The organism is Mesorhizobium tamadayense (assembly GCF_003863365.1).
Lineage (GTDB): Bacteria > Pseudomonadota > Alphaproteobacteria > Rhizobiales > Rhizobiaceae > Mesorhizobium > Mesorhizobium tamadayense.
On the sequence record NZ_RQXT01000003.1, the window covers coordinates 221,187 to 240,527 of the forward strand.

At 65.5% G+C, this 19,341-nt stretch carries 16 protein-coding genes; all 16 read right to left on the reverse strand.

The genetic code is table 11. From position 1 onward, the window contains the following. Positions 1-2: 2 nt before the first annotated feature. The 16 genes from EH240_RS04240 to EH240_RS04315 all read right to left on the reverse strand — a co-directional run bounded on the left by EH240_RS04240 (position 3) and on the right by EH240_RS04315 (position 19,210). The gene (locus EH240_RS04240) at positions 3-1,067 is read right to left on the reverse strand and encodes an ABC transporter permease (RefSeq protein ID WP_124996160.1); all 1,065 of its coding nucleotides are present in this window, start codon (positions 1,065-1,067) and stop codon (positions 3-5) included. After that, on the reverse strand, positions 1,064-2,611 hold the full coding sequence (locus EH240_RS04245) for a sugar ABC transporter ATP-binding protein (protein WP_124996161.1): 1,548 nt from the start codon (positions 2,609-2,611) through the stop codon (positions 1,064-1,066). Before EH240_RS04245 ends, EH240_RS04240 begins: the two co-directional genes overlap by 4 nt. Continuing rightward, positions 2,608-3,270 carry a DUF2291 family protein gene (locus EH240_RS04250; RefSeq protein WP_124996215.1) on the reverse strand — a complete coding sequence of 221 codons (663 nt, stop codon included), beginning with the start codon at positions 3,268-3,270 and terminating at the stop codon, positions 2,608-2,610. Before EH240_RS04250 ends, EH240_RS04245 begins: the two co-directional genes overlap by 4 nt. A gap of 82 nt (positions 3,271-3,352) precedes the next feature. Beyond that, positions 3,353-4,294 (reverse strand): D-ribose ABC transporter substrate-binding protein, encoded by a 942-nt coding sequence (locus EH240_RS04255; protein WP_124996162.1) that lies wholly within the window; start codon positions 4,292-4,294, stop codon positions 3,353-3,355. A 285-nt stretch (positions 4,295-4,579) separates the two neighbouring features. Continuing rightward, positions 4,580-5,407 carry a phosphogluconate dehydrogenase C-terminal domain-containing protein gene (locus EH240_RS04260; protein WP_124996163.1) on the reverse strand — a complete coding sequence of 276 codons (828 nt, stop codon included), beginning with the start codon at positions 5,405-5,407 and terminating at the stop codon, positions 4,580-4,582. 109 nt (positions 5,408-5,516) lie between these two features. Then, entirely contained in the window at positions 5,517-6,557 is a 1,041-nt protein-coding gene (locus EH240_RS04265) for an ABC transporter permease (RefSeq protein WP_124996164.1), read from the reverse strand. Continuing rightward, entirely contained in the window at positions 6,554-9,028 is a 2,475-nt protein-coding gene (locus tag EH240_RS04270; protein WP_124996165.1) for an ATP-binding cassette domain-containing protein, read from the reverse strand. The genes EH240_RS04265 and EH240_RS04270 overlap by 4 nt, the downstream gene beginning before the upstream one ends. Before the next feature lie 73 nt (positions 9,029-9,101). Further along, on the reverse strand, positions 9,102-10,124 hold the full coding sequence (locus tag EH240_RS04275; RefSeq protein ID WP_124996166.1) for an ABC transporter substrate-binding protein: 1,023 nt from the start codon (positions 10,122-10,124) through the stop codon (positions 9,102-9,104). 317 nt (positions 10,125-10,441) lie between these two features. Continuing rightward, on the reverse strand, positions 10,442-11,521 hold the full coding sequence (locus EH240_RS04280) for an ABC transporter ATP-binding protein (protein WP_124996167.1): 1,080 nt from the start codon (positions 11,519-11,521) through the stop codon (positions 10,442-10,444). After that, a complete protein-coding gene (locus tag EH240_RS04285; RefSeq protein WP_124996168.1) occupies positions 11,518-12,318 on the reverse strand; it encodes an ABC transporter permease in 801 nt (266 codons plus the stop codon). Before EH240_RS04285 ends, EH240_RS04280 begins: the two co-directional genes overlap by 4 nt. 1 nt (position 12,319) lies before the next feature. Beyond that, positions 12,320-13,180, reverse strand: a complete 861-nt coding sequence (locus EH240_RS04290) for an ABC transporter permease (RefSeq protein WP_124996169.1) — start codon at positions 13,178-13,180, stop codon at positions 12,320-12,322. A gap of 61 nt (positions 13,181-13,241) precedes the next feature. Further along, positions 13,242-14,246, reverse strand: coding sequence for an ABC transporter substrate-binding protein (locus tag EH240_RS04295; RefSeq protein ID WP_124996170.1), 1,005 nt, complete (start codon positions 14,244-14,246; stop codon positions 13,242-13,244). A 65-nt stretch (positions 14,247-14,311) separates the two neighbouring features. After that, positions 14,312-15,784, reverse strand: coding sequence for an aldehyde dehydrogenase (locus EH240_RS04300; RefSeq protein WP_124996171.1), 1,473 nt, complete (start codon positions 15,782-15,784; stop codon positions 14,312-14,314). 12 nt (positions 15,785-15,796) lie between these two features. Beyond that, a complete protein-coding gene (locus EH240_RS04305; RefSeq protein ID WP_124996172.1) occupies positions 15,797-16,834 on the reverse strand; it encodes an LLM class flavin-dependent oxidoreductase in 1,038 nt (345 codons plus the stop codon). After that, positions 16,831-18,630 (reverse strand): alpha/beta fold hydrolase, encoded by a 1,800-nt coding sequence (locus EH240_RS39610; RefSeq protein WP_124996173.1) that lies wholly within the window; start codon positions 18,628-18,630, stop codon positions 16,831-16,833. Before EH240_RS39610 ends, EH240_RS04305 begins: the two co-directional genes overlap by 4 nt. After that, the gene (locus EH240_RS04315) at positions 18,623-19,210 is read right to left on the reverse strand and encodes an amino acid synthesis family protein (protein ID WP_124996174.1); all 588 of its coding nucleotides are present in this window, start codon (positions 19,208-19,210) and stop codon (positions 18,623-18,625) included. Before EH240_RS04315 ends, EH240_RS39610 begins: the two co-directional genes overlap by 8 nt. Positions 19,211-19,341 lie beyond the last annotated feature (131 nt).

Genomic DNA, 19,341 nt, shown 5'->3' on the forward strand with positions numbered 1-19,341 from the left:
GCTCAGCCCGCCTTCGCCATCTGCATCAGCGTCACGCGGCTCTGCAGCCGGCGCTGCGCCTGGTCGACGACGACCGCGACGATGATGACGAGACCCTTGATCACCATCTGCCAGAACGAGCTCACCCCCATCATCACCAGCCCGTCGGAAAGGATGCCGATGACGAAGGCGCCAACGATCGTGCCGCCAATCGTGCCACGGCCGCCCGACATCGATGTGCCGCCGAGCACGGCGGCTGCGATGGCGTTGAGCTCGAAGCTCTCGCCTGTCGCCGGGTGCGAGGCCATCAGCTCGGACGAGATGATGAGGCCGACGATCGCCGCGCAGAAGCCGGAGAACATGTAGACGAACATCTTCACCATGTTGACCCGCACACCCGAGATCCGCGCCGCGCGCTCGTTGCCGCCGACCGCGAAGATGTGCCGTCCGAGCGGCGTGTACCTGGCGAGATAGGCAGCGCCCAGCGCCACCATCATGAGGATCCATATCGAGACCGGCAGGCCGAGCAGCCGGCCGGCGCCGAGATAACCGAAGCCGGTGGTGCCGAGGTCCGGCTTGCCGACGAGGTTGGGGAAGGTGCGGCCGTCCGACGACAAAAGCGCAAGGCCGCGCGCGACATAAAGTGTCCCGAGCGTGGCGATGAAGGGCGCGACGTTGAGCCTGGTGATCAGCAACCCGTTGACGGCACCGATCAGTATGCCGACGCCAAGCGTGATGAGGGCGATCTCGACGACGTTGAAATAGACGGTGTAGCCGAATTGCAGGTCGATGCCATTGAGCACGAGATAGCCGGCGACCATGCCGCACAGGCCGACGATCGAGCCGACCGACAGGTCGATGCCGCCGGTGATGATGACGAAGGTCATGCCCATGGCGAGGAAGGCATTCAGCGCGACGTGCTTGGCCATCAGGATCAGATTGGCGGCCGACAGGAAGTTGGGCGCCGCGATCGAGAAGAAGACCAGCACGGCGATCAACGCGATGAAGGTCCTAAGCTTCATCAGCGTCAGCAGCACGGAGCCGCTGGATGTGGGTGGCGCGGCAGCCTTGGCTGGAATGTCGGTCATCGGCGTTGCTCTCCGTGCACGGGTCCATGGCCAAGCGCCGATGCCGCGACGATCGCCGCTTCCGTCGCCTCGGCGCGTTCGAACATGCCCGTCAGCTTTCCGTTGCTCATCACCGCGATCCGGTCGGACAGCGCCATCACCTCGTCGAGATCCGAGGTGGCGAAGAGGATGCCCAGCCCATCGCGCGAAAGCTTGCGCATGGTGCGGAAGACATCGGCCTTGGCGCCGACATCGATGCCGCGGCTGGGCTCGTCCATCAAAAGCACCTTCGGCCCGGTGAGCAGCGCCTTGCCGATCACAACCTTCTGCTGGTTGCCGCCCGACAGCGACGAGACTTCCTGCGCCGGGTCGGCAACCTTGATTGCCAGCTCGCGCACCATTTGCGTGACGGCCTGCCACTCGGCGCCGCCACGGATATGAAACAGGCTGACGAAGCGCGACAGGCTGGCCAACGTCAGGTTGCTGGCGACGGACAGGATCGACACCAGTCCCTCGCGCTGCCTGTCTTCCGGGATCAGCGCCAGGCCGCGCCGGATGCGTCGCGCCGTGTCGCGCTCCTTGACCTGCTTTCCGTCGATGAAGATCCTGCCGCTTGCCTGGCCGTGGCGGCCCATGATGCAGTCGAACAGCTCGCTGCGTCCGGCGCCCATCAATCCGTAGATGCCGAGGATCTCGCCAGCGCGCAAGGAGAGCGAGACATGGTCGACCGCAAGTCCGCCGGTGACGCGGGGCAGGCAGATTTCCTCGGCGCGGAACACCTCGTCACCTGGGACATGGCCGTCGGCCTTGGCGAAATCCTTGGCGTCGGAGCCGATCATCTGCCGCACGATCCACTGCGTGTCGACGTTGCGCATCTGCTCCTGGCCGGTGATGCGACCGTCGCGAAGCACGGTGATGTAGTCGCCGATGCGGATCAGCTCTTCCAGCCGGTGCGAGATGTAGACGATCGCCACGCCGCGCGCCTTGAGGTCGGCGATCACCTTGAACAGGATCTCGACTTCCGCCGCGCTCAGCGCCGAGGTCGGCTCGTCCATGATCAGGATGCGCGCGTCAAGCGAGACCGCCTTGGCGATCTCGACCAACTGCTGCTGGCCGATGCGCAGGTCCTCGACCAGCATGTCGGGTCTTATGCCGGCTTCGAGCTGTTCCAGGAATTCGGCGGCGCGCCGTTCCTGCTCCCTGTGGTCGATCTTGCGGAAGGCGTTGGTCAACTCGCGCGTGGCAAAAATGTTCTCGGCGACCGAGAGATTGCCGAACAGGTTCAGCTCCTGGAACACCATGCCGATGCCGCGGCCGACGGCGTCTCCCGACGATGAGAACGAAACCTCGTTGCCGTCGAGCAGGATGCGGCCCGCGGTCGGCTGCTCGACGCCGGCGATGATCTTCATCAGCGTCGACTTTCCCGCGCCGTTCTCGCCGACGAGCACGTTGACCGCGCCCTTGCGCACCTCGAATTTCGCATGCTTGACCGCAACGGTGCCGGCATAGACCTTGGAGATATCCTCCAGCTTCAGGATGACGTCGTGACCGGGCGAGGAACTCATGGCTTCGGCCCGATCTCGGCCTCCGCCGGCGTCACCAGCGGCAGGTTCTGGGCGCTTTCGATCGTGTAGGCGCCGAGCACCTTGGCGGTCCGGCCCTCCAGCCCGTCGCGCGACAGCTTGGACAGCACCATCTTGTCGGCATAGGCGTTGAAGGCCTTGCCGAACTGGGCGAAGTCGATCTGGTTGGTGAAGTCGTTGAACTGCACGAAATCCAGGCTGTCGCGAATGGCGGTTCCGCGCATCGCCGGCCCGATCTGCACCCGCGCATCCGCCTTGCCGTCGCCATCGACGTCGACATCGATGGTTGCCGCGCGCGACTGCGTGTTGGCGGCGATTATCTTGCCTTCGACGCGCACCGCGAAGGTCCACGGCGAATTCGCCTGCTTCTTCGGATTGCCGTATTTTGCGCCGGCGGCGGCTGGATCGGTCTTCGCCAGCGCATGGACTTCGGCAAACGGCCCAGCCTTCTGCTGCAGATAGGGGATGACCTTCGAGGCCCAGATATCCTTGACCCTCTTGTCGGGATTGAAGGCCGAACTGTTGTCGCTACCGCCGCCTTGCGCCGATGGCGTCGGCAGTATTTTGCAGGCGCTCAGGCTGAGGCCTGCGAGCGCGGCAAGGGGCAGCCCAAGAGTCAGCCAGGTCAACTTGTTCGGCATGGCGGTCAAAAAGCACTCGGATAATGAAATGGAGGCGAGGGACGAACGAGCGTTCGCCCCTCGCAGCTTCGATCGCGCCGACTCAGTTCTTGAGCGCGAAGGTCTCCAGCTTGGGCGCATTGTCGCCGTTGATGAGGACGCAGTCCATGAGCTGCTTTTCCTTCTCGGGCGACTTCTTGTTCTTGATGAAATCGCTGGCCTGCTCGACGGCCATCTGCGCCTGCGCAAAGGCCGGCTGCAGCACCGTCGCCTTGATGCCGCTGGAGGTGATGGAGTCGCGCACGTCGTTCGAGCCGTCGAAACCGACGACGATGACATCCTTGCGGCCGGCGGCGGCAAGTGCCGCATAGGCGCCCATCGCCATCGTGTCGTTGCCGGAGATGACGCCCTTGATGTCGGGATTGGCCTGCAGGATTGATTCCATCTTGGAATAGGCTTCGGTCTGGCTCCAGTTGGCTGACTGCTGCGCCACCATCTTCAGGTCCGGATAGTCGTCGATGACGTCGTGATAGCCTTTGGAGCGGATGCCGGCATTGGTGTCGGACTCCTTGCCGACCAGCTCCACGAAATTGCCCTTCTCGGCCATCAGCTTGACGAATTCCTGCGCGCCGAGCTGGGCGCCCTGGTAGTTGTTGGAAACGATCTGCGCCACAGCGACGCCGGTGGCGTTGATCTCGCGATCGATCAGGAATGACGGGACGCCGGCGTCCTTGGCCTTCTGCACGGCGGCAACGGTTGCGTCGGCGCCGGCATTGTCGAGGATGATCGCCTTGGCGCCGCGGCCGATCGCAGTGTCGATCAGTTCCGATTGCTTGTTGGCGTCGTCGTCATGCACCAGCACCAGCGTGTCGTAGCCGAGCTCCTTGGCCTTGGCCTCGGCGCCGACGGCTTCCGCCTTGAAGAACGGATTGTCGTGCGAAGGCGTGATGATGGCGATCAGGTCCGCCGCATAGGCCGGCATCGCGCCGCCGAGTGCAAGCACGCCGGCGAAAGCTGCAAGCGTCATTCTGCGAGTGAGTTTCATGAAGTCCTCCCGTTGAAAAAACCTGCCCCGGACGACCGAGGCCATTTGTCTGAATTCGTCAGGCGGTGCAGGCCGCGCCGCTCGGATCTTGAACGCCTTTGCCGGCGTTTATCCGAACCTGGCCTCGCTGCCGGTCCCGCCATCCTCCTCCGCTCGTCCCAGCAATCCGAGCCTGGACAGCTAAAGCTAACTGGTATGATGAGTCAATCACTAATTCAGGTGATATGTATCTGATGCACGACTTCCATCCGGCTGCCCTTTTCAAAAGGCAAACGGATCGACGCGTCAGGTGATGCGCTGGATGCTGGCTGCGATCTCCTCCGGCTCGAAAACGCGCTTCCAGTCGTCGCGCATCAGCACCGGCTTGCCGAATTCGATCGCCTTGTTGCAGGCGTCCGAGAACACGCCCTTGGTTTCGCCGAAGATGACGGCTCCGAGCACGTTCATGTGGCCGAGCAGGAAGTCGAGCGCCGCCTGCCGGTCGACGCCGCGCGCCACGACCTCGTCGAGGGCTTCCTTCATGACGACGAGCAGCGAGGCGCAAACCGTTTCCGAAAGGCCGGGCTCGAGCAGCGCCATCTGCTCGACGGTGACCCGATGCGAGCGCATCACCGGCGCCCAGATGATCCGGGCGATCTCCTCGCCCTTGGCGTAGTCTTCCTCCGGACCCTGCATCAGGGCGCTGACGAAATGCTGCTTGGCCTTGACGCCGCCGAAGAAGTCCTTCTTGGCCGCCATGTCGGTCTCGTCGTTGAAGATCGGCGGATGGCAAGGATGGGTGACGAAGTAGGTCAGGTCCGAACGCTTGGGCAGATGACCGGCAAAGGGCGCCGCGGCATCGAGCACAATGACCATCGTACCCGGCGCCAGCTTGCTTTCGATGCTGGCCGCCACCTTGCCGATATGTGTATCGGGAACGGCCAGGATGACCACGTCGGCGCCCGCGAGCGCCTCGTCGACGCTAAAGGTGTCGATGCCGAGCCCGGTCTTCAGCCGCTCCTTGCCCGCTTCGCTGATCTCGACATGGCGGATTGTGTAAGGCGACCCGCGAAAGTTGGTCGACAGGCGGTAACCCATTTTTCCGCCGGCACCGAACAGCGCAATCGTTGTCATCTAACCCTGCTCCTGATGTTCAGACGACGGTCAACGCAATCGTCATCTTATATACTGGTATGATCACTCTACCACGATTTGGCAAGAAGAATCGTCTGTTGTCCGTCCGTCATTCCGGCCGAGCTGCCGCGGTGTTCGCGTCCGTTCTCGCCGTCGGGTCCTTGTCGCCGTCCGCGAGGTCGACGGACGCACGCCCCGCCAATGCCTGCCGCCCGGCCAGCGCCAGCACGAAGATGACGACGATGCCCTGCACGATGTCCTGGGCGCCCGGAGGCAGGCCGATGATCTGCATGGTGGTGACGATGAGGATGAGCAGGATGCTGGCGAAGAGCGTGCCGAGCGCGGTTGCCGAGCCGCCGAAGATCAGCGTTCCGCCAAGCACCACGGCGGCGATCGACTGCAAGAGATAGGGCTGGCCCATTTCGAGGAAAGCCCCGCCGATATAGGCGCCGAGCAGCAGCCCGTCGAGCGAAGCCAGAACAGACGAGATGATAAAGGCCGCCGCGATGATGGGGCCGTTGCGGATGCCGGCGAGCCGCGCCGCGGCGCGGTTCTGGCCGACCGCAGACAGCAATTGCCCGAACACGGTGTAGCGCAGCACGAAGGACGTCGCCGCCACGCCGATGATGGCCATGATGGCCATGATCGGCACGCCGGAAATGCGCCCCGTCGCCAGGTCCTTCAGCGCCGGGCTGACGGCGAAGCCGGCTATCGCCTTGTTCGACAGAAGGGTAGCGGTCGCCAGCACATAGCCGGTCGCCAGTGTCGCGATGATCGCAGGGATGCCGAGCCCGACGACGAGCAGCGAGTTGAGCGTTCCGACGGCAAGGCCGAGCAGGATGGCGGCGACCACGCCGACGGCGAGGTTCGCGTCCTGGCCCTTGACGGTGAGCAGAGCGACAAAGGCGCTGAGCGTGATCACCGAGGCGACCGACAGGTCGATGTTGCCGCGCCCGGTCGTCACCACGAACATCTGGCCGACGCCGACGACCGTCAGGAAGGACGCCGACAGAATGACGCCGGACAGGCTGGACAGGCTGAAGCGGTTGGTGACGACGGAGAGCACCAGCCACAGAAGCAGCACGCCGAGCGCCGACCAGATCCAGCGGTTGCGCTGCGCCCAGATGCCGAAGCCGGCGAGTGCGTTCATGGCTCGCTCCTGCGGTCGGCGGTCAGGCTGCGCAGCGTCAGCAGCGCGACCAGGATCAACCCTTGCGTGGCGGCGTTGTAGTCGCTGCTGACGCTGAGCGTGCCGAGCAGCGCGCCGATCAATGACAGCGTCACCGCGCCGGCGACGGCGCCGATCGGCGAGATGATGCCGCCAAGCAGCGAGCAACCGCCCATCACCACGGCGGCAACGCTGAGCAAGGTATAGGAATTGCCGGAATTGATGTCGCTCGCCGTGTTGATGGCCGTCAGCGACAGGCCGGCGGCAGCGGCGAACACTCCGGCGATGAGATAGCGCACCAGCGCGTAGCGCGTCGGCGACCATCCCGAGCGGATCATCGCAGCCGGGTTGTTGCCGAAGCCGCGCAGCACCACGCCGAGCGGCAGCCGGTCGATGACGAGCACGATCAGCGCCACAGCGGCGATCAGGACGATCGACGTCGGCACGAAGCTGAGCGACCAGTTGAAAAGCATCGACAGCCAGTCCGGGCTGGCGCCGCCCGGCGTCGGCTGCAGCGCATAGCCGATGCCCACCCAGATGAAAGATGCGCCGAGCGTGACGACGATTGCGGGAATCTTGCGCGCCTGGATCAGGCCGCCAAGCCCCGCATAGGCGGCTACCGCCACGACTAGTGCCAGCGCGCCTAGCCACGGCTGGTCGTAGAGCAGCGTTGCGCTGAGCACGCTAACCAGGCCTGCGAAGGCGCCGACGCCGAGATCGATCTCGCTGCCGCCGACGATGAACACCTGCGCCGCCGTCACCAGCACCAGCGACAGCGCCGGCAACAGGAGCAGATCGAGCCCGAAAGTCGAGGCGACCGCCGGGTTGATTGCGATCATGATGGCGAGCACGGCGGCGAGCCCGATGAACGGCGCCGCATCGACCAGCCGGCGGCCGAGCTTCGCCATGGCGGCCTGGTTTCGCGTCGTGCTCGCTTGCCTGTCCGTCGATTGCGCGAAGGAGGCGCCCACGATCGCCTGCTCGGTGATCGCCTCGCCTGCCAGTTCCTTGACGATCCGGCCGCCGGAAAAGACCAGCACGCGGTCGCAGGCGAGCAGTTCCGTATCCTCGGTCGTGTGCCAGACCAACGCGCGGCCGCCGCGCGCGACCTCGTTGCAGAGCCGGTAGAAATCCTGCTTGGTGGCGATGTCGACGCCGCGCGTCGGGTCGTCGAGCAGGATGATCGGCGTGTCGGCGACCAGCGCCCGCGCCACCAGCGCCTTCTGCTGGTTGCCGCCGCTGAGCTCGGTGATGTTGGACTGGAAGCGCCGGTCGTCGAGCCGCAGGCGGCCGGCGGCACGCGAAGCGGCATCGCGGCTGGCGCGGTCGGAAACGACACCCAGCGCCGGGCGACGCGCAAGCGCGCCGATGCTGATGTTGCCGAGCACGCTCCACAGCGGGAACAGGCCTTCCTTCTGCCGGTCGCCGGCGATGAAGCCGGCATCCGCATGCCTGGTGACAGCAGCGTGTTGCTTTCTGCCGGGGTTGAAGATCGCGTGCAGCAATTCCTTCTGCCCGCTGCCTTCGAGACCTGCCAGCCCGACGATCTCACCGCGCACGATGTCGATGTCGCGTCCAAGTTCTGCCGTCAGCGGTCCGGAGAGCCGCACCAGAACATCCTCCGAGGATGCGGCCGCGACGGCGTGCTGATGGACCGGATTGGCGTCGCCGCCCATCAGTTGCACTAGCTTGCCGATCGAAGCATCCGCGGCGTGGCCCTGCCAGGCGGTGCGGCCGTTGCGCAGCACCACGACTTCGGTGGCGATGTCGATAATTTCCTGCAGCTTGTGGCTGATGAAGATGAAGGCGAGCCCGGCTTTCGCCCGCTCGCGAATGAAGGCCCTGAGCTGCTTCGAGCGGTCGAGGTCGAGCGAGGATGTCGGCTCGTCGAGCACGATGAGCTTGACGCCGGGTGTCGCCGCGGCGCGCGCGATCTCCACCATCTGCCGCTCGGCGATGGTGAGGTGTCCGACCTCAGCGTCGGTGTCGATGCCGTTGCCGGGAAAGACGGCGTCCAGGGCGGCGCGGGAGCGGGCGCGGTAAAGCGCGCGCCAGCCGGGCCGACTGGCGGAATCGTTCGGGGTTTCCAGGAAGAAGTTCTCGGCGACGGACAAGTTGGCGCAGAGCGAAAGCTCCTGGTGCACCATGCGGATGCCGCGGCGCTGCGCTGCGCCGGTGTCGTAGCCGGCGAAAGCCACGTTTTCGCCGGCAAAGGAAATCGCGCCGAGCGTCGGCCACATCGCGCCGCACAGGATGCGCATCAGCGTCGATTTTCCGGCGCCGTTGCCGCCGACCAGCCCGATCACGTCGCCGGCGCGGACGGAAAGATCGATCCCCGCATTGGCGAGCGTCGGCCCGAAACTCTTGGTGATCCCGCTCAGGGAGACGACGCTCGGCCCGGCAGGAGCTGCGACGGCAGCGGTGCCCTGTACGGCGACGGCGATGTGGGACATTCGTCCTCCGATTCTGCGCGGGCGAGGATCGGGCGCGGCCGTGCGGCGGCGCCCGATCCCTAGGCTGGTTGCCTTATTTGCTGAGCAGGTTCTGCTTGACCCAGTCCAGCGAATAGCTCGGGCTGATGATCTGGCCGCCCGGCAGCTTCGCGTAGTCCTTGAGGTTGGCGGCGTCGACCGTCGCCACCGGCATGATCATCAGCTTGGGCGCCTTGGCGCCCTTCAGCAGCGACAGGCCGAGCCAGAAGGCGGCGCCGCCGATGCCGGGCGTGGTGTTCATCGAGACGGTCTGGTAGCCGTTCCTGGCGTTTTCGTGGGCCCACCATTTGACGAAGTCGGTGCCGCCGCCGCCTTCGATGACCGGCATCTTGTCCTTGTAGTCGGCGCCATACTGGACGAAGGCCTGCGCGATGCCGACATCGTCGCTGCCGCCCTGGCCGAGCACGGCGTCGACATGGGGCAACGAGGGCAACACGTTGGCGATCGCCGCCTGCGCCACCGATGCCGTCGCCTGGCCGTAGACGGTTGCGACCACTTTGATGTCGGGATATTTGGCCAGCACCGACTGCTGCGCGTTGAACATGTCGTTGTCGGGCGCCGAACCCTTCACGCCGCGCACCTGGATGACGTTGCCCTTGCCGCCCAGCATCTTGAACACGGCTTCCGCCTGGGCGGCCTTGTAGCCCTTGAAGTCGAAATTGAGCTGGTAGTTGCAGGGCGCCGAAGCGACCGAATCGAAGGAGATGACGATGATGCCGGCCTTGCAGGCCTTTTCGATGATGCCGTTGACTGCGGTCTCCGAGGCGGCGTCGACGGCGAGCACGTCGACCTTCTTCAGGATCAGCTCGGCGATCTGGCTGTTCTGCTGCGCGACCGAGCCGTCGCCGTTCATGACGATATAGTCGGCGATCTGCCCGGCGGCCTTCGCTTCCTTGGCCGAAGCCTCGAAAGCCTCCACCATCTGGTGCCGCCAGGTGTTGCCGTAATAGGCATTGGCCAGCGCGATGACGGGGGCGTCCGGTGACGCCATTGCCGGCAGCGCAGCAACACCTGCCAGTGCGACGCCGGCGAGCGCCGCAATGATTGAAACTCTCATAGCTATTTTCCTCCCAACGAACGACTGGCTTGAAGCCCTCGGCACAGCGCATCTGCTGACGATGACGCTATGTCAGGTACACATTATACCAGCATACCAAATAGGCAAGCGCTTTGCTGGTCTGGTCGCGTAGCCGCTCGATGGAAGGAAATCCGCTGCGCATGGCATTCTGTGAAGCGCGGCCGCAGGCACCGGTGTGTGCCCTGGATCGGCCGAATTGACGCATTCCGGTCTTCCGCATTGGCGCGAAGCAATCACGGTTGCGATGACGCGGCACTGGATAGCGGCGAGGTCGCGGGGACGACCCAGTCCGGATTTCAGGCCGGAAACAGGAATGCCGCGGCGGGATCGAAGAAGATTTGCTGGCCTGAAGCGGAATCGGCGTCGCCCGGTTCGGCTGTATCCGAAGTCGGCCTGACATCAATCTCTTCGCCCGACCCGGTGCGGGCCACGACGCGCCGGCGGTCGCCGAAGAAGGCCGTATCGACGATCTCGACAGCGAGTGACGCGTTCCCCGGCGCGGGCATCAGGCGGAATGCTTCCGGCCGGACCATCAGCCTGGCTTTCTGGCCGTGGCCGAGCGCATGTGTCGCTTTCACGCCCTTGATGATGGAGCCATCGGCCAGCCGCACAACAGCTGTGCCATTCTCGGTTTCGAGATGCTCCGCCGTCAGGAAGTTGGAATTGCCGATGAAGCCGGCGACGAACTCGCTCGCGGGCCTCAGATAAAGGTCTTCGCCGGTGCCGATCTGCTCGATGCGGCCTTCCTTGAACAGAGCGATGCGGTCGGAAAGGTGCAGCGCCTCCTCCTGGTCGTGGGTGACGTAGAGGATGGTGACGCCGGTCTCGCGGTGGATGCGGCGGATCTCGGCCTGGATCTCCTGGCGCAGCTTCTTGTCGAGCGCCGACAGCGGCTCGTCCATCAACAGGATCGGCGGATCGTAGGCGAGCGCGCGGGCGAGCGCGACACGCTGCTGCTGGCCGCCCGACAGCGCGCCCGGATAGCGGCCGGCGAAGCTTTCCAGGCGCACCAGCGCCAGCATGTCGGCGACCTTGCGCCTGACCTCGCTGTCCGGCCGCCCGCGCACGCGCAGCGGAAAGGCGACGTTCTCGGCGACGCTGAGATGCGGGAACAGCGTGTATCGCTGGAACACCATGCCGATGTTGCGCCTGTGCGACGGCACGGCAAGCAGCGACTTGTCTTCCAGCAGCACGTCGCCGGAGGTCGGGTCCTGGAAACCGGCGATCGCGTAGAGCGTCGTCGACTTGCCGGAGCCGGACGGCCCGAGAAAGGTCAGGAATTCGCCCTTGGGCACATCGATGGTGACGTCATGGACCGCGACGAAGGCGCCGAACGCCTTTCTCACCGCGCGAATGGACAGGAACGGTCGGGTCATCTGGACAGTCTTCTGCGAAGGAGTGCGGTCACGACCATCAGGGCGAGCGTCAGGCCGACGAGCAGGCTGGAGGCGGCGGCGACAACCGGGCTGAGGTCGGCGCGCAGGCTGCCCCAGATCTTGACCGGCAAGGTCTGCAGGGTCGGGCTCGCCATGAAGATCGCCACCACCACCTCGTCCCAGGAGGCGAGGAAGGAAAAGATCGCCGCCGAGAAGATGCCGATGCGGATCGAGGGCAGCGTGATCCTGAGCCTCGCCTGCAGCGGACTTGCTCCGCAAACGATCGCCGCATCCTCGATGGATTTGTCAAAACCTTCGAGCGCGGTGGCGATCGGAATGATGGCGAAGGGCAGCGCCAGGATGGTGTGTGCAATGACGAAGCCGGTCGTGGTGCCGGCAAGCCCGATGCGCAGGAAGAAGGCATAGATGGCGATGGCGAAAACTACCACCGGCAACACCATCGGCGTCAACAGCAGTCCGCGCAACAATTGCCGACCGCGAAATTCGCCCCTGACCAGGCTGAAGGAAGCGAGCAGGCCGATGACGACAGCCAGGATTGCGACCATGGCGGCAATGCGCGCGCTGGTCAGCGCCGCATCGATCCAGGCCGGATCGGCGAGCAACTCCTGATACCATTTCAGCGTCCAGCCGGGCGGCGGAAAAGCCAGCCAGCGCGACGAGCCGAACGACAGCAGCACGATGAAGATCACCGGCAGCAGGAGGAAAGCGGCAACGAGCGCGGTGAAGCCGGCAAGCGCCGCGCGCAGCCATCCGAGCCGGTCGTAGTCGAGCAGCATCTCAGAGCCCTCCGCCGAGGCGCCTGGCGCCAACCATCCGCAGCTGGATCGCGTAGAGCGCCATTGTGACGACGAGCAGCACGAAGGCGGCAGCACTTCCGAGCCCCCAGTTGAGCAGCGACTGCACCGTCTGGGCGATCATCTCGGCCAGCATCATGTTCGATGTGCCGCCGAGCAGCGCGGGCGTCACGAAGTAGCCGAGCGACATCACGAACACCATCAGCCCGCCGGCGGCGATGCCGGGTAGCGACAACGGCAAGAGGATGCGGCGGAACGCCTGCAACGGGCTTGCGCCGCAAAGGGCTGCGGCGCGCAGCGTCATCGCGTCGATCGCGCGCAGCGTGCCGACCAGCGGCAGGATCATGAAAGGCAGCATGATGTAGACCATGCCGATGGTGACGCCGGTCAGGTTGTTGATGAGCGGCAGCGGCTCATGGATGATACCGAGGCCCATCAGCGCCCGGTTGATCACCCCGGTGCGCTGCAAGAGCACCATCCACGCATAGGTGCGGGTGAGGAGGTTGGTCCACATCGACAGGATGATGATGCCGAAGACGATCGAGCCGAGCGCCGGCGGCATGATCGCCAGCATCCAGGCAACCGGAAACGCCACGATGATGGTGACTACGGTGACGACTGCCGCCACCAGGAAAGTGTTGAGGAACACCCGCACATAGGTGCCGCTGCCGAACAGGGCGGCGTAGTTCTGCAGGCCGGGCTCGGGATCGGTGACGCTGCGCAGCAGCAAGGCGACCACTGGCACGATGAAGAACAGGCCGACCAGGGTGAGCGCCGGCAAGGCGCCGCCGCTGCCGGCGGGCAGGCCGGCAATCGAGCGGCGTCTGAGGGAGTTTCCTTGCATCGGGCGGTTCCGTTGTCCCGAACGGGCGCGGCGTGCCGCGCCCGTTTGGTTTCCTATGGCGCTACTTGGTCTGCCAGGCGTACCAGCGCGTGGCGATCTCGTCGCGATGCTCGGCCCAGTAGTTCATATCGAGGTTGATCTGGCCGTCGACATGAGCGTCGGGCAGGCCCTTGACCACGTCGGCGGCCATCTCGGCCTTGGCCTTGGTGTTGATCGGCGCGTAGCCGCTCGCCTCGGCGAATTTGGCCTGGCCGCTCGGGCTGGTGGCAGTGGCGAGGAACTTCATGGCGCTATCCTTGTTCTTGGCGCCCTTCGGCACGACGAGGACGTCGGCGGCGGTGAGGTTCTGGTTCCAGGAGACACCGACATCGGCGCCGTCCTTCTCGAGCGCGAAGACGCGGCCGTTCCAGAGCTGGCCGAAGGCGGCCTCGCCCGAAGCGATGAGCTGCTGCGACTCGGCGCCGCCGCCCCACCAGACGATGTCGGACTTGATGGTGTCGAGCTTCTTGAAGGCGCGGTCGAGGTCGAGCGGATAGAGCTTGTCCGCTGGCACGCCGTCGGCCAGTAGCGCTATCTCGATCACGCCCGGCGCAGACCATTTGTAGAAGGTTCGCTTGCCGGGAAACTTCTTGGTGTCGAACATGTCGGCCCAGCTCGTCGGCTCGCCCGAAACGGCGCCCTTGTTCCAGGCGAGCACGAAGGAATAGTAGAAGCTGCCGACCGCATGTTCATTGCTGAAGCGCGGGTCGAGATCGGCCTTCGGCACGGCGGCGAAGTCGATCGGTTCGAGCAGCCCGTCCTTGGCCGCCTTGATGGCGAAGTCCATCTCGACGTCGACGACGTCCCAGGTGACGTTCTTGGCGTCGACCATGGCCTTGAGCTTGCCGTAGTCGGTCGGGCCGTCCTGCAGCACCTTGATGCCGGAGCTGGCCGCGAACGGCTCCGCCCAGGACTTGGTCTGCGCTTCCTGCGTGGTGCCGCCCCAGCTGGTGAACACCATTTCATCGGCCTTGGCGGCGGTTGCCGCCAGCAGTCCGGCGAGGACGCCGGCTAAGATCAGTTTCATGTCATTCTCCTCTGATTGGTTGTTCCGTTCCTTGTTCTTGTCGACGCACCTTCGTCATGCCGTTCTCAGCGCATGACGAAAGGATCTGGGATGGGCTCGTCCGAGGTCTTGATCCAGACCGATTTCGAGCGCGTGTAGTCGCGGATGGCGTCGAGCCCGCCTTCGCGGCCGAGGCCCGACAGGCCGTAGCCGCCGAAGGGGACGAGCGGCGAGACGGCGCGGTAGGTATTGACCCAGACGACTCCGGCATGGATGTCGCGCGCCATGCGGTGCGCCTTGCCGAGATTGCTGGTGAAGACGCCGGATGCCAGGCCGAAGGGCGTGTCGTTGGCGAGCGCCAATGCCTCGGCCTCGGTGTCGAAGGCGAGCACGCTGAGCACCGGCCCGAACAACTCCTCGCGCACGCAGGGCAGACTGGCGTTGCCGGCGTCGATGATGGTCGGCGCGTAGTAAAAGCCGGCGCCGATTTCCGGACGCGCCCCTCCGGTGACCAGCGTGCCGCCGGCGGCGAGGCTCTCGGCCACGACCTTCTCGATCCAGTCACGCTGGCGCTGCGTGGCTAAAGGCCCCATTTCGGTCGCCGGATCCTGCGGGTCGCCGATGCGGATCGCTTCGGCCTTGCGCTTCAGCCGGCCGAGGAATTCTTGCCTCACGGAGCGCTCGATGAGCAGGCGCGAGCCGGCAACGCAGCTCTGGCCTGTCGCGGCAAAGATGCCGGCGACGACCGCATTGGCGGCGCTGTCGAGATCGGCGTCGGCGAAGACGACGACGGGGCTCTTGCCGCCAAGTTCCAGCGTCGTGTGGGCGAGGTTCTCCGCCGTGTTCCTGACAATGGCGCGCGCCGTCGACGGGCCGCCGGTGAAGGCGACGCGCGAGACCAGCGGATGGCTGGTCAGGCGCCGGCCGCACTCCTGCCCGAAGCCGGTGAGGATGTTGACGGTGCCGGCGGGAAAGCCGGCCTCGTGGACGAGTTCAGCAAAGGCGAGCAGCGGCGCCGGGCCGTCCTCGGATGCCTTGAGCACCACCGTGCAGCCGGCGGCCAGCGCCGGGCCGAGCTTGACCGCCGAGAGGAACAGCTGCGAGTTCCACGGCACCACCGCGGCAACGACGCCGATCGGCTCGCGGCGGATGGTGACGTCGAGGTCCGCCTTGTCGATCGGCACATGCGCGCCTTCATGCTTGTCGGCGAGCCCGCCATAATAGCGGTAATAGTCGCCGACATAGGCGATCTGGGCGCGCGTCTCGCGGATGATCTTGCCGGTGTCGCGCGTCTCCAACTCGGCCAGGCGTCCGGCATTGGCGGCGACGAGGTCGCCGAGCTTGACTAGCAGCTTGCCGCGCGCGGTTGCCGTCATCGTCCGCCACGGGCCTGAGCGCAACGCGCGGTGCGCCGCCTCGACGGCGCGGTCGACATCGGCTTCGGATGCCGCCGGCATCTTCGCCCACGGCGCGCCGGTCGAGGGATCGACGCTGTCGAAGCTGGCGGACGGCTCGTCGAAGCGGCCGTCGATGAAGTTCCTGAAAAGAGCGTCGGTCATGGAGGCTCGCGATCAGAGGAAGGCCGGCATCACCCGGTCGATGAACAGTTGCAGCGATTTCTTCTTGCGCTCGTGCGAGAGGCCGCTGTCGATCCAGATCGAGTACTGGTCGTAGCCGAGCGCCTCATAGGCCTTCAGCCGGGCGATGACTTCATCTGCCTCGCCGATCACGAGATTCCTGCGCATCTTGTCCGGCGCATATTGCGGCATGGCGGCAATCTCGTCGGCGGTGAGCGGCTCCAATATACCCTGGTGCACCGGCTTCTTGTTCTGGAACCAGGCGCCGAACTGGCAGTAGAAGCTCGACAGGTCCTGGGTGAGCCGATCGGCATCGGCCGCGTCCTCGGCGACGAATGTGTGCATCAAAAGCATGATCTCCGGGCGCGGGATCTCGGGATGAGCGGCGCATGCGGCGTCGAAGCGCTGCATCAGGCTTGTCACCTCGTCGTCGCCGGAGGCCAGCGGCGTCACCTGGACATTGCATTGATTGGCGACGGCGAAGTCGTGTGAGTTCGGATCGCGCGCCGCCACCCAGATCGGCGGGTAGGGTTTTTGCACCGGCTTCGGCGAGGAGGTGGTCGGCGGGAATTGCCAGAACTCGCCGGAGTGCTCGTAGTCGCCGTCCCAGAGGCCGCGGATCGCAGGCACCATCTCGCGCATACGCTGGCCGGCGCCCCAGGCGTCGAGTCCGGGGAAGACGCGCTGATATTCGTAGCTGTAGGCGCCGCGCGCGATGCCGATGTCGAGCCGGCCGCCGGTGATGACGTCGGTCATAGCCGCCTCGCCGGCGAGCTTTATCGGATGCCAGAAGGGCGCGATGATGGTTCCGGTGCCGAGACGGATGCGGCTGGTCCTGGCCGCCAGATAGGCGATGTTGATGAACGGATTGGGCGAGATGGTGAACTCCATCCCGTGATGCTCGCCGATCCAGGCGGTCTCGAAGCCCGCTTCTTCCGCCAGCACGACCAGCTCACCCAGCTCGCTCAGCAGCTCCGAATGCGGCTTGGCGAGGTCCGGGCGTTCCATATGCACGAAGAGCGAGAACTTCATCCCTGGTCACCTGTGTTGAAGCCAGTGGTCCTGGCGAGCGGCCTCACCTCGCCTTCGACCTCGTTGCCGACATAGACGCCGAATGCGTCCTCAGTGCATTCGCGCACATAGCGGGTAAGCATCGAGCGGATCGCCGGATCGGCGATCTTCAAGCCGTCTATCGCGTCGATGTCGATCAGCCGGATGCCGCGATCGCTGGAGGCCGGCACGTCGAAGGTACCGCGATAATAGACATGCGTGCGCGAAGCGTTGCCCGCGTCGTCCCAGACGGCGAAGAGGAAGCCGAGCTGGGCCTCGATGGCCTTTGCGGCCAGAAGCCCGTTGAGGCTCTTGCCGTCGTTTGCCGAGCCCAGTCCCCGGCCGCGCGGCAGCTCGAGGAAGCCGTCCGTCGTTTCCAGGAACAGGACACGGCCGCCGTTTTCGAGAATGGCGCCGACATCGGTGCCGGGAAGGGCGGCGGCCAGCGCCTCCTGGCTGAGGCCGGGCGTGATGTAGGCGCCGCGGCAATAGCCGAGCGGCTGGGCGGAACTGTGCTGGAAGTCACGGACGCGGCCGATGAGGATCGAATGATCGCCTGCCTCCACAAGCCGCTCCATGTCGCAGTCGAAGGTTGCCACCGAGCCATCCAGAACCGGGCTGCCGGTCTGTCCCGGGCGCCAGTCGACCGAGGTGAACTTGTCCGCCGCTTTCGAGGCGAAGATGCCGGAGGCCGCTTTCTGGGCCTCGTTCAAGATATTGATGGCGAAGCTCTTCGATGTCGCGAAGACAGGATGTCCCAGCGCCTTGTGGGCGATGCAGACCAGCACCAGCGGCGGATCGAGCGACACCGAGGTGAAGGAGTTGGCGGTGAAGCCGCGCGGCTCGCCTTCCGGTCCGATCGTGGTGACGATGGTGACGCCGGTAAGGAAAGATCCCAGCGCGCGGCGGAACTCGCCGCTGTCGAAGCTGGCGACCGCTGCCGCTCCGTCGCTTTGCTCCAGCCTTTCACCTTCGTTGAGGAAATCGACGATGTGGCGTGTGGTGAGATCGGGTGCCGCCACCGCCATCATATGCCTCTGGCCGGGGAGCACGGTGCATCGGCCATGCGGCGCGAGTCTCGCCATGGCGGCCGACATTGCCGGCGAGGAGTTCTTGTCCTGTGAGCCGGTCATGAACAGCGCCGGCACGGCCAGCGTCCGCAGGCGCTCGGCGTGGTCGCTGTCGGCGCGGGCGAACAAGCGGTAGGTGCGGGCATAGCCTTCGGGGTCGACCTCGCTCAATGCTTCCGCCGTTTTCCCGGCGGCCGCCGTGAGCTCGGCCGGAACCGGATCGCCAAACCAGCGAGCGATGGTCTGGGCGGCACCCGCCGCATCGCCGCGGCCGGTGAGCGCCGCCGCGCGCTCGCGCACGGCTTGGGCCAGATCGGGCGGCCGGTGGAACACGGCGTTCAGCGAAACGACGCGGCGAATACGCTCCGGCGCCATGAGGGCAAGTTCCTGCGCGACGAGCGCGCCCATCGAGTGGCCGACGACCGATACGCTTGTGAGGCCGAGATGATCGAGCAGCCGGATTGCCTGCCTGGCATAGTCGGCGAGCTCCGGCACCTGCGGCGGCAGCGGCGAGCGGCCGTGGCCAAGCATGTCGATGGCAATGACGTCCCAACGGTCCGCCATCCGCTCGATCTGCGGCTGCCAGATCGCCGCGTTCATGCCGACGCCATGGATGAAGAGCACCGGCGCGCCCGATCCGGCGCGGATGAAGCTGGTGCCGTCGGGCGCGGCGGCCCGGCTCCATTGAGGTGCGACGGCGTCAGCCATGCAGGTCGCCCACTTCCTTGAGGTCCTGGTAGCGGTCGCCGATGCGATGATGCGGGCGGCCGCCGATCGAAGCGCCGAGCGCCACCACCAGCTCATCCGGCGCCGGCGCGTCGCCGATCTGGAAATGCACGGTCAGATAGTGCGAGCGCCGGCCTTCGTCGTTCTTGTCCATCAGCGGGATCATGATCGGCGTGTTCGGCCCGCCGCGCAGATTGGTGAAGGCAAGGTAGGTCTTGGCGCCGACGGCGCGGCGATAATGGTTGCCGAAATGCAGCGTGTGGATCAGCGCCGAAGCGTGCTCGATCTCGCCTGACGTGCCGCAGATGGCGGCCTTGCCGTAGCCCTCGATCGCCTCGCCGGAGCCGGCGGCAGCGATGATCTCGCGGGTCAGGATTTCTCCGAGCACCGGCGCGCAGGCGCGGATCTCGGGCGAGAGGTCCTCGGTGAAGCCGCGTCCCGCCCAGGGGTTGGTCACCACCGCGGCGACGCCGATCAGGCGCAGCGGCCGCGGCGCTGTCTTGCCGCCTTCGATCAGCGTGTTCTCGCTGTAGGTGACGATCTTGCGAATGGCCGGCTGCATGAAAACCTCTGTCGGGCGGCGCCAGAAAGCGTCGTTTCGTGTCTCGTCTTATGGTATACCATACTATGGAGCACCAAATACCTTGTCAATCGGCTATGGAATCTGTTTTCGTGGCGGCGCAGGGAGCAAGC

Bases quoted from the DNA above. Each gene is read 5' to 3' on its own strand.
- EH240_RS04240 (WP_124996160.1), bottom strand. From the start codon at position 1,067: ATGACCGACATTCCAGCCAAGGCTGCCGCGCCACCCACATCCAGCGGC.
- EH240_RS04245 (WP_124996161.1), bottom strand. From the start codon at position 2,611: ATGAGTTCCTCGCCCGGTCACGACGTCATCCTGAAGCTGGAGGATATC.
- EH240_RS04250 (WP_124996215.1), bottom strand. From the start codon at position 3,270: ATGCCGAACAAGTTGACCTGGCTGACTCTTGGGCTGCCCCTTGCCGCG.
- EH240_RS04255 (WP_124996162.1), bottom strand. From the start codon at position 4,294: ATGAAACTCACTCGCAGAATGACGCTTGCAGCTTTCGCCGGCGTGCTT.
- EH240_RS04260 (WP_124996163.1), bottom strand. From the start codon at position 5,407: ATGACAACGATTGCGCTGTTCGGTGCCGGCGGAAAAATGGGTTACCGC.
- EH240_RS04265 (WP_124996164.1), bottom strand. From the start codon at position 6,557: ATGAACGCACTCGCCGGCTTCGGCATCTGGGCGCAGCGCAACCGCTGG.
- EH240_RS04270 (WP_124996165.1), bottom strand. From the start codon at position 9,028: ATGTCCCACATCGCCGTCGCCGTACAGGGCACCGCTGCCGTCGCAGCT.
- EH240_RS04275 (WP_124996166.1), bottom strand. From the start codon at position 10,124: ATGAGAGTTTCAATCATTGCGGCGCTCGCCGGCGTCGCACTGGCAGGT.
- EH240_RS04280 (WP_124996167.1), bottom strand. From the start codon at position 11,521: ATGACCCGACCGTTCCTGTCCATTCGCGCGGTGAGAAAGGCGTTCGGC.
- EH240_RS04285 (WP_124996168.1), bottom strand. From the start codon at position 12,318: ATGCTGCTCGACTACGACCGGCTCGGATGGCTGCGCGCGGCGCTTGCC.
- EH240_RS04290 (WP_124996169.1), bottom strand. From the start codon at position 13,180: ATGCAAGGAAACTCCCTCAGACGCCGCTCGATTGCCGGCCTGCCCGCC.
- EH240_RS04295 (WP_124996170.1), bottom strand. From the start codon at position 14,246: ATGAAACTGATCTTAGCCGGCGTCCTCGCCGGACTGCTGGCGGCAACC.
- EH240_RS04300 (WP_124996171.1), bottom strand. From the start codon at position 15,784: ATGACCGACGCTCTTTTCAGGAACTTCATCGACGGCCGCTTCGACGAG.
- EH240_RS04305 (WP_124996172.1), bottom strand. From the start codon at position 16,834: ATGAAGTTCTCGCTCTTCGTGCATATGGAACGCCCGGACCTCGCCAAG.
- EH240_RS39610 (WP_124996173.1), bottom strand. From the start codon at position 18,630: ATGGCTGACGCCGTCGCACCTCAATGGAGCCGGGCCGCCGCGCCCGAC.
- EH240_RS04315 (WP_124996174.1), bottom strand. From the start codon at position 19,210: ATGCAGCCGGCCATTCGCAAGATCGTCACCTACAGCGAGAACACGCTG.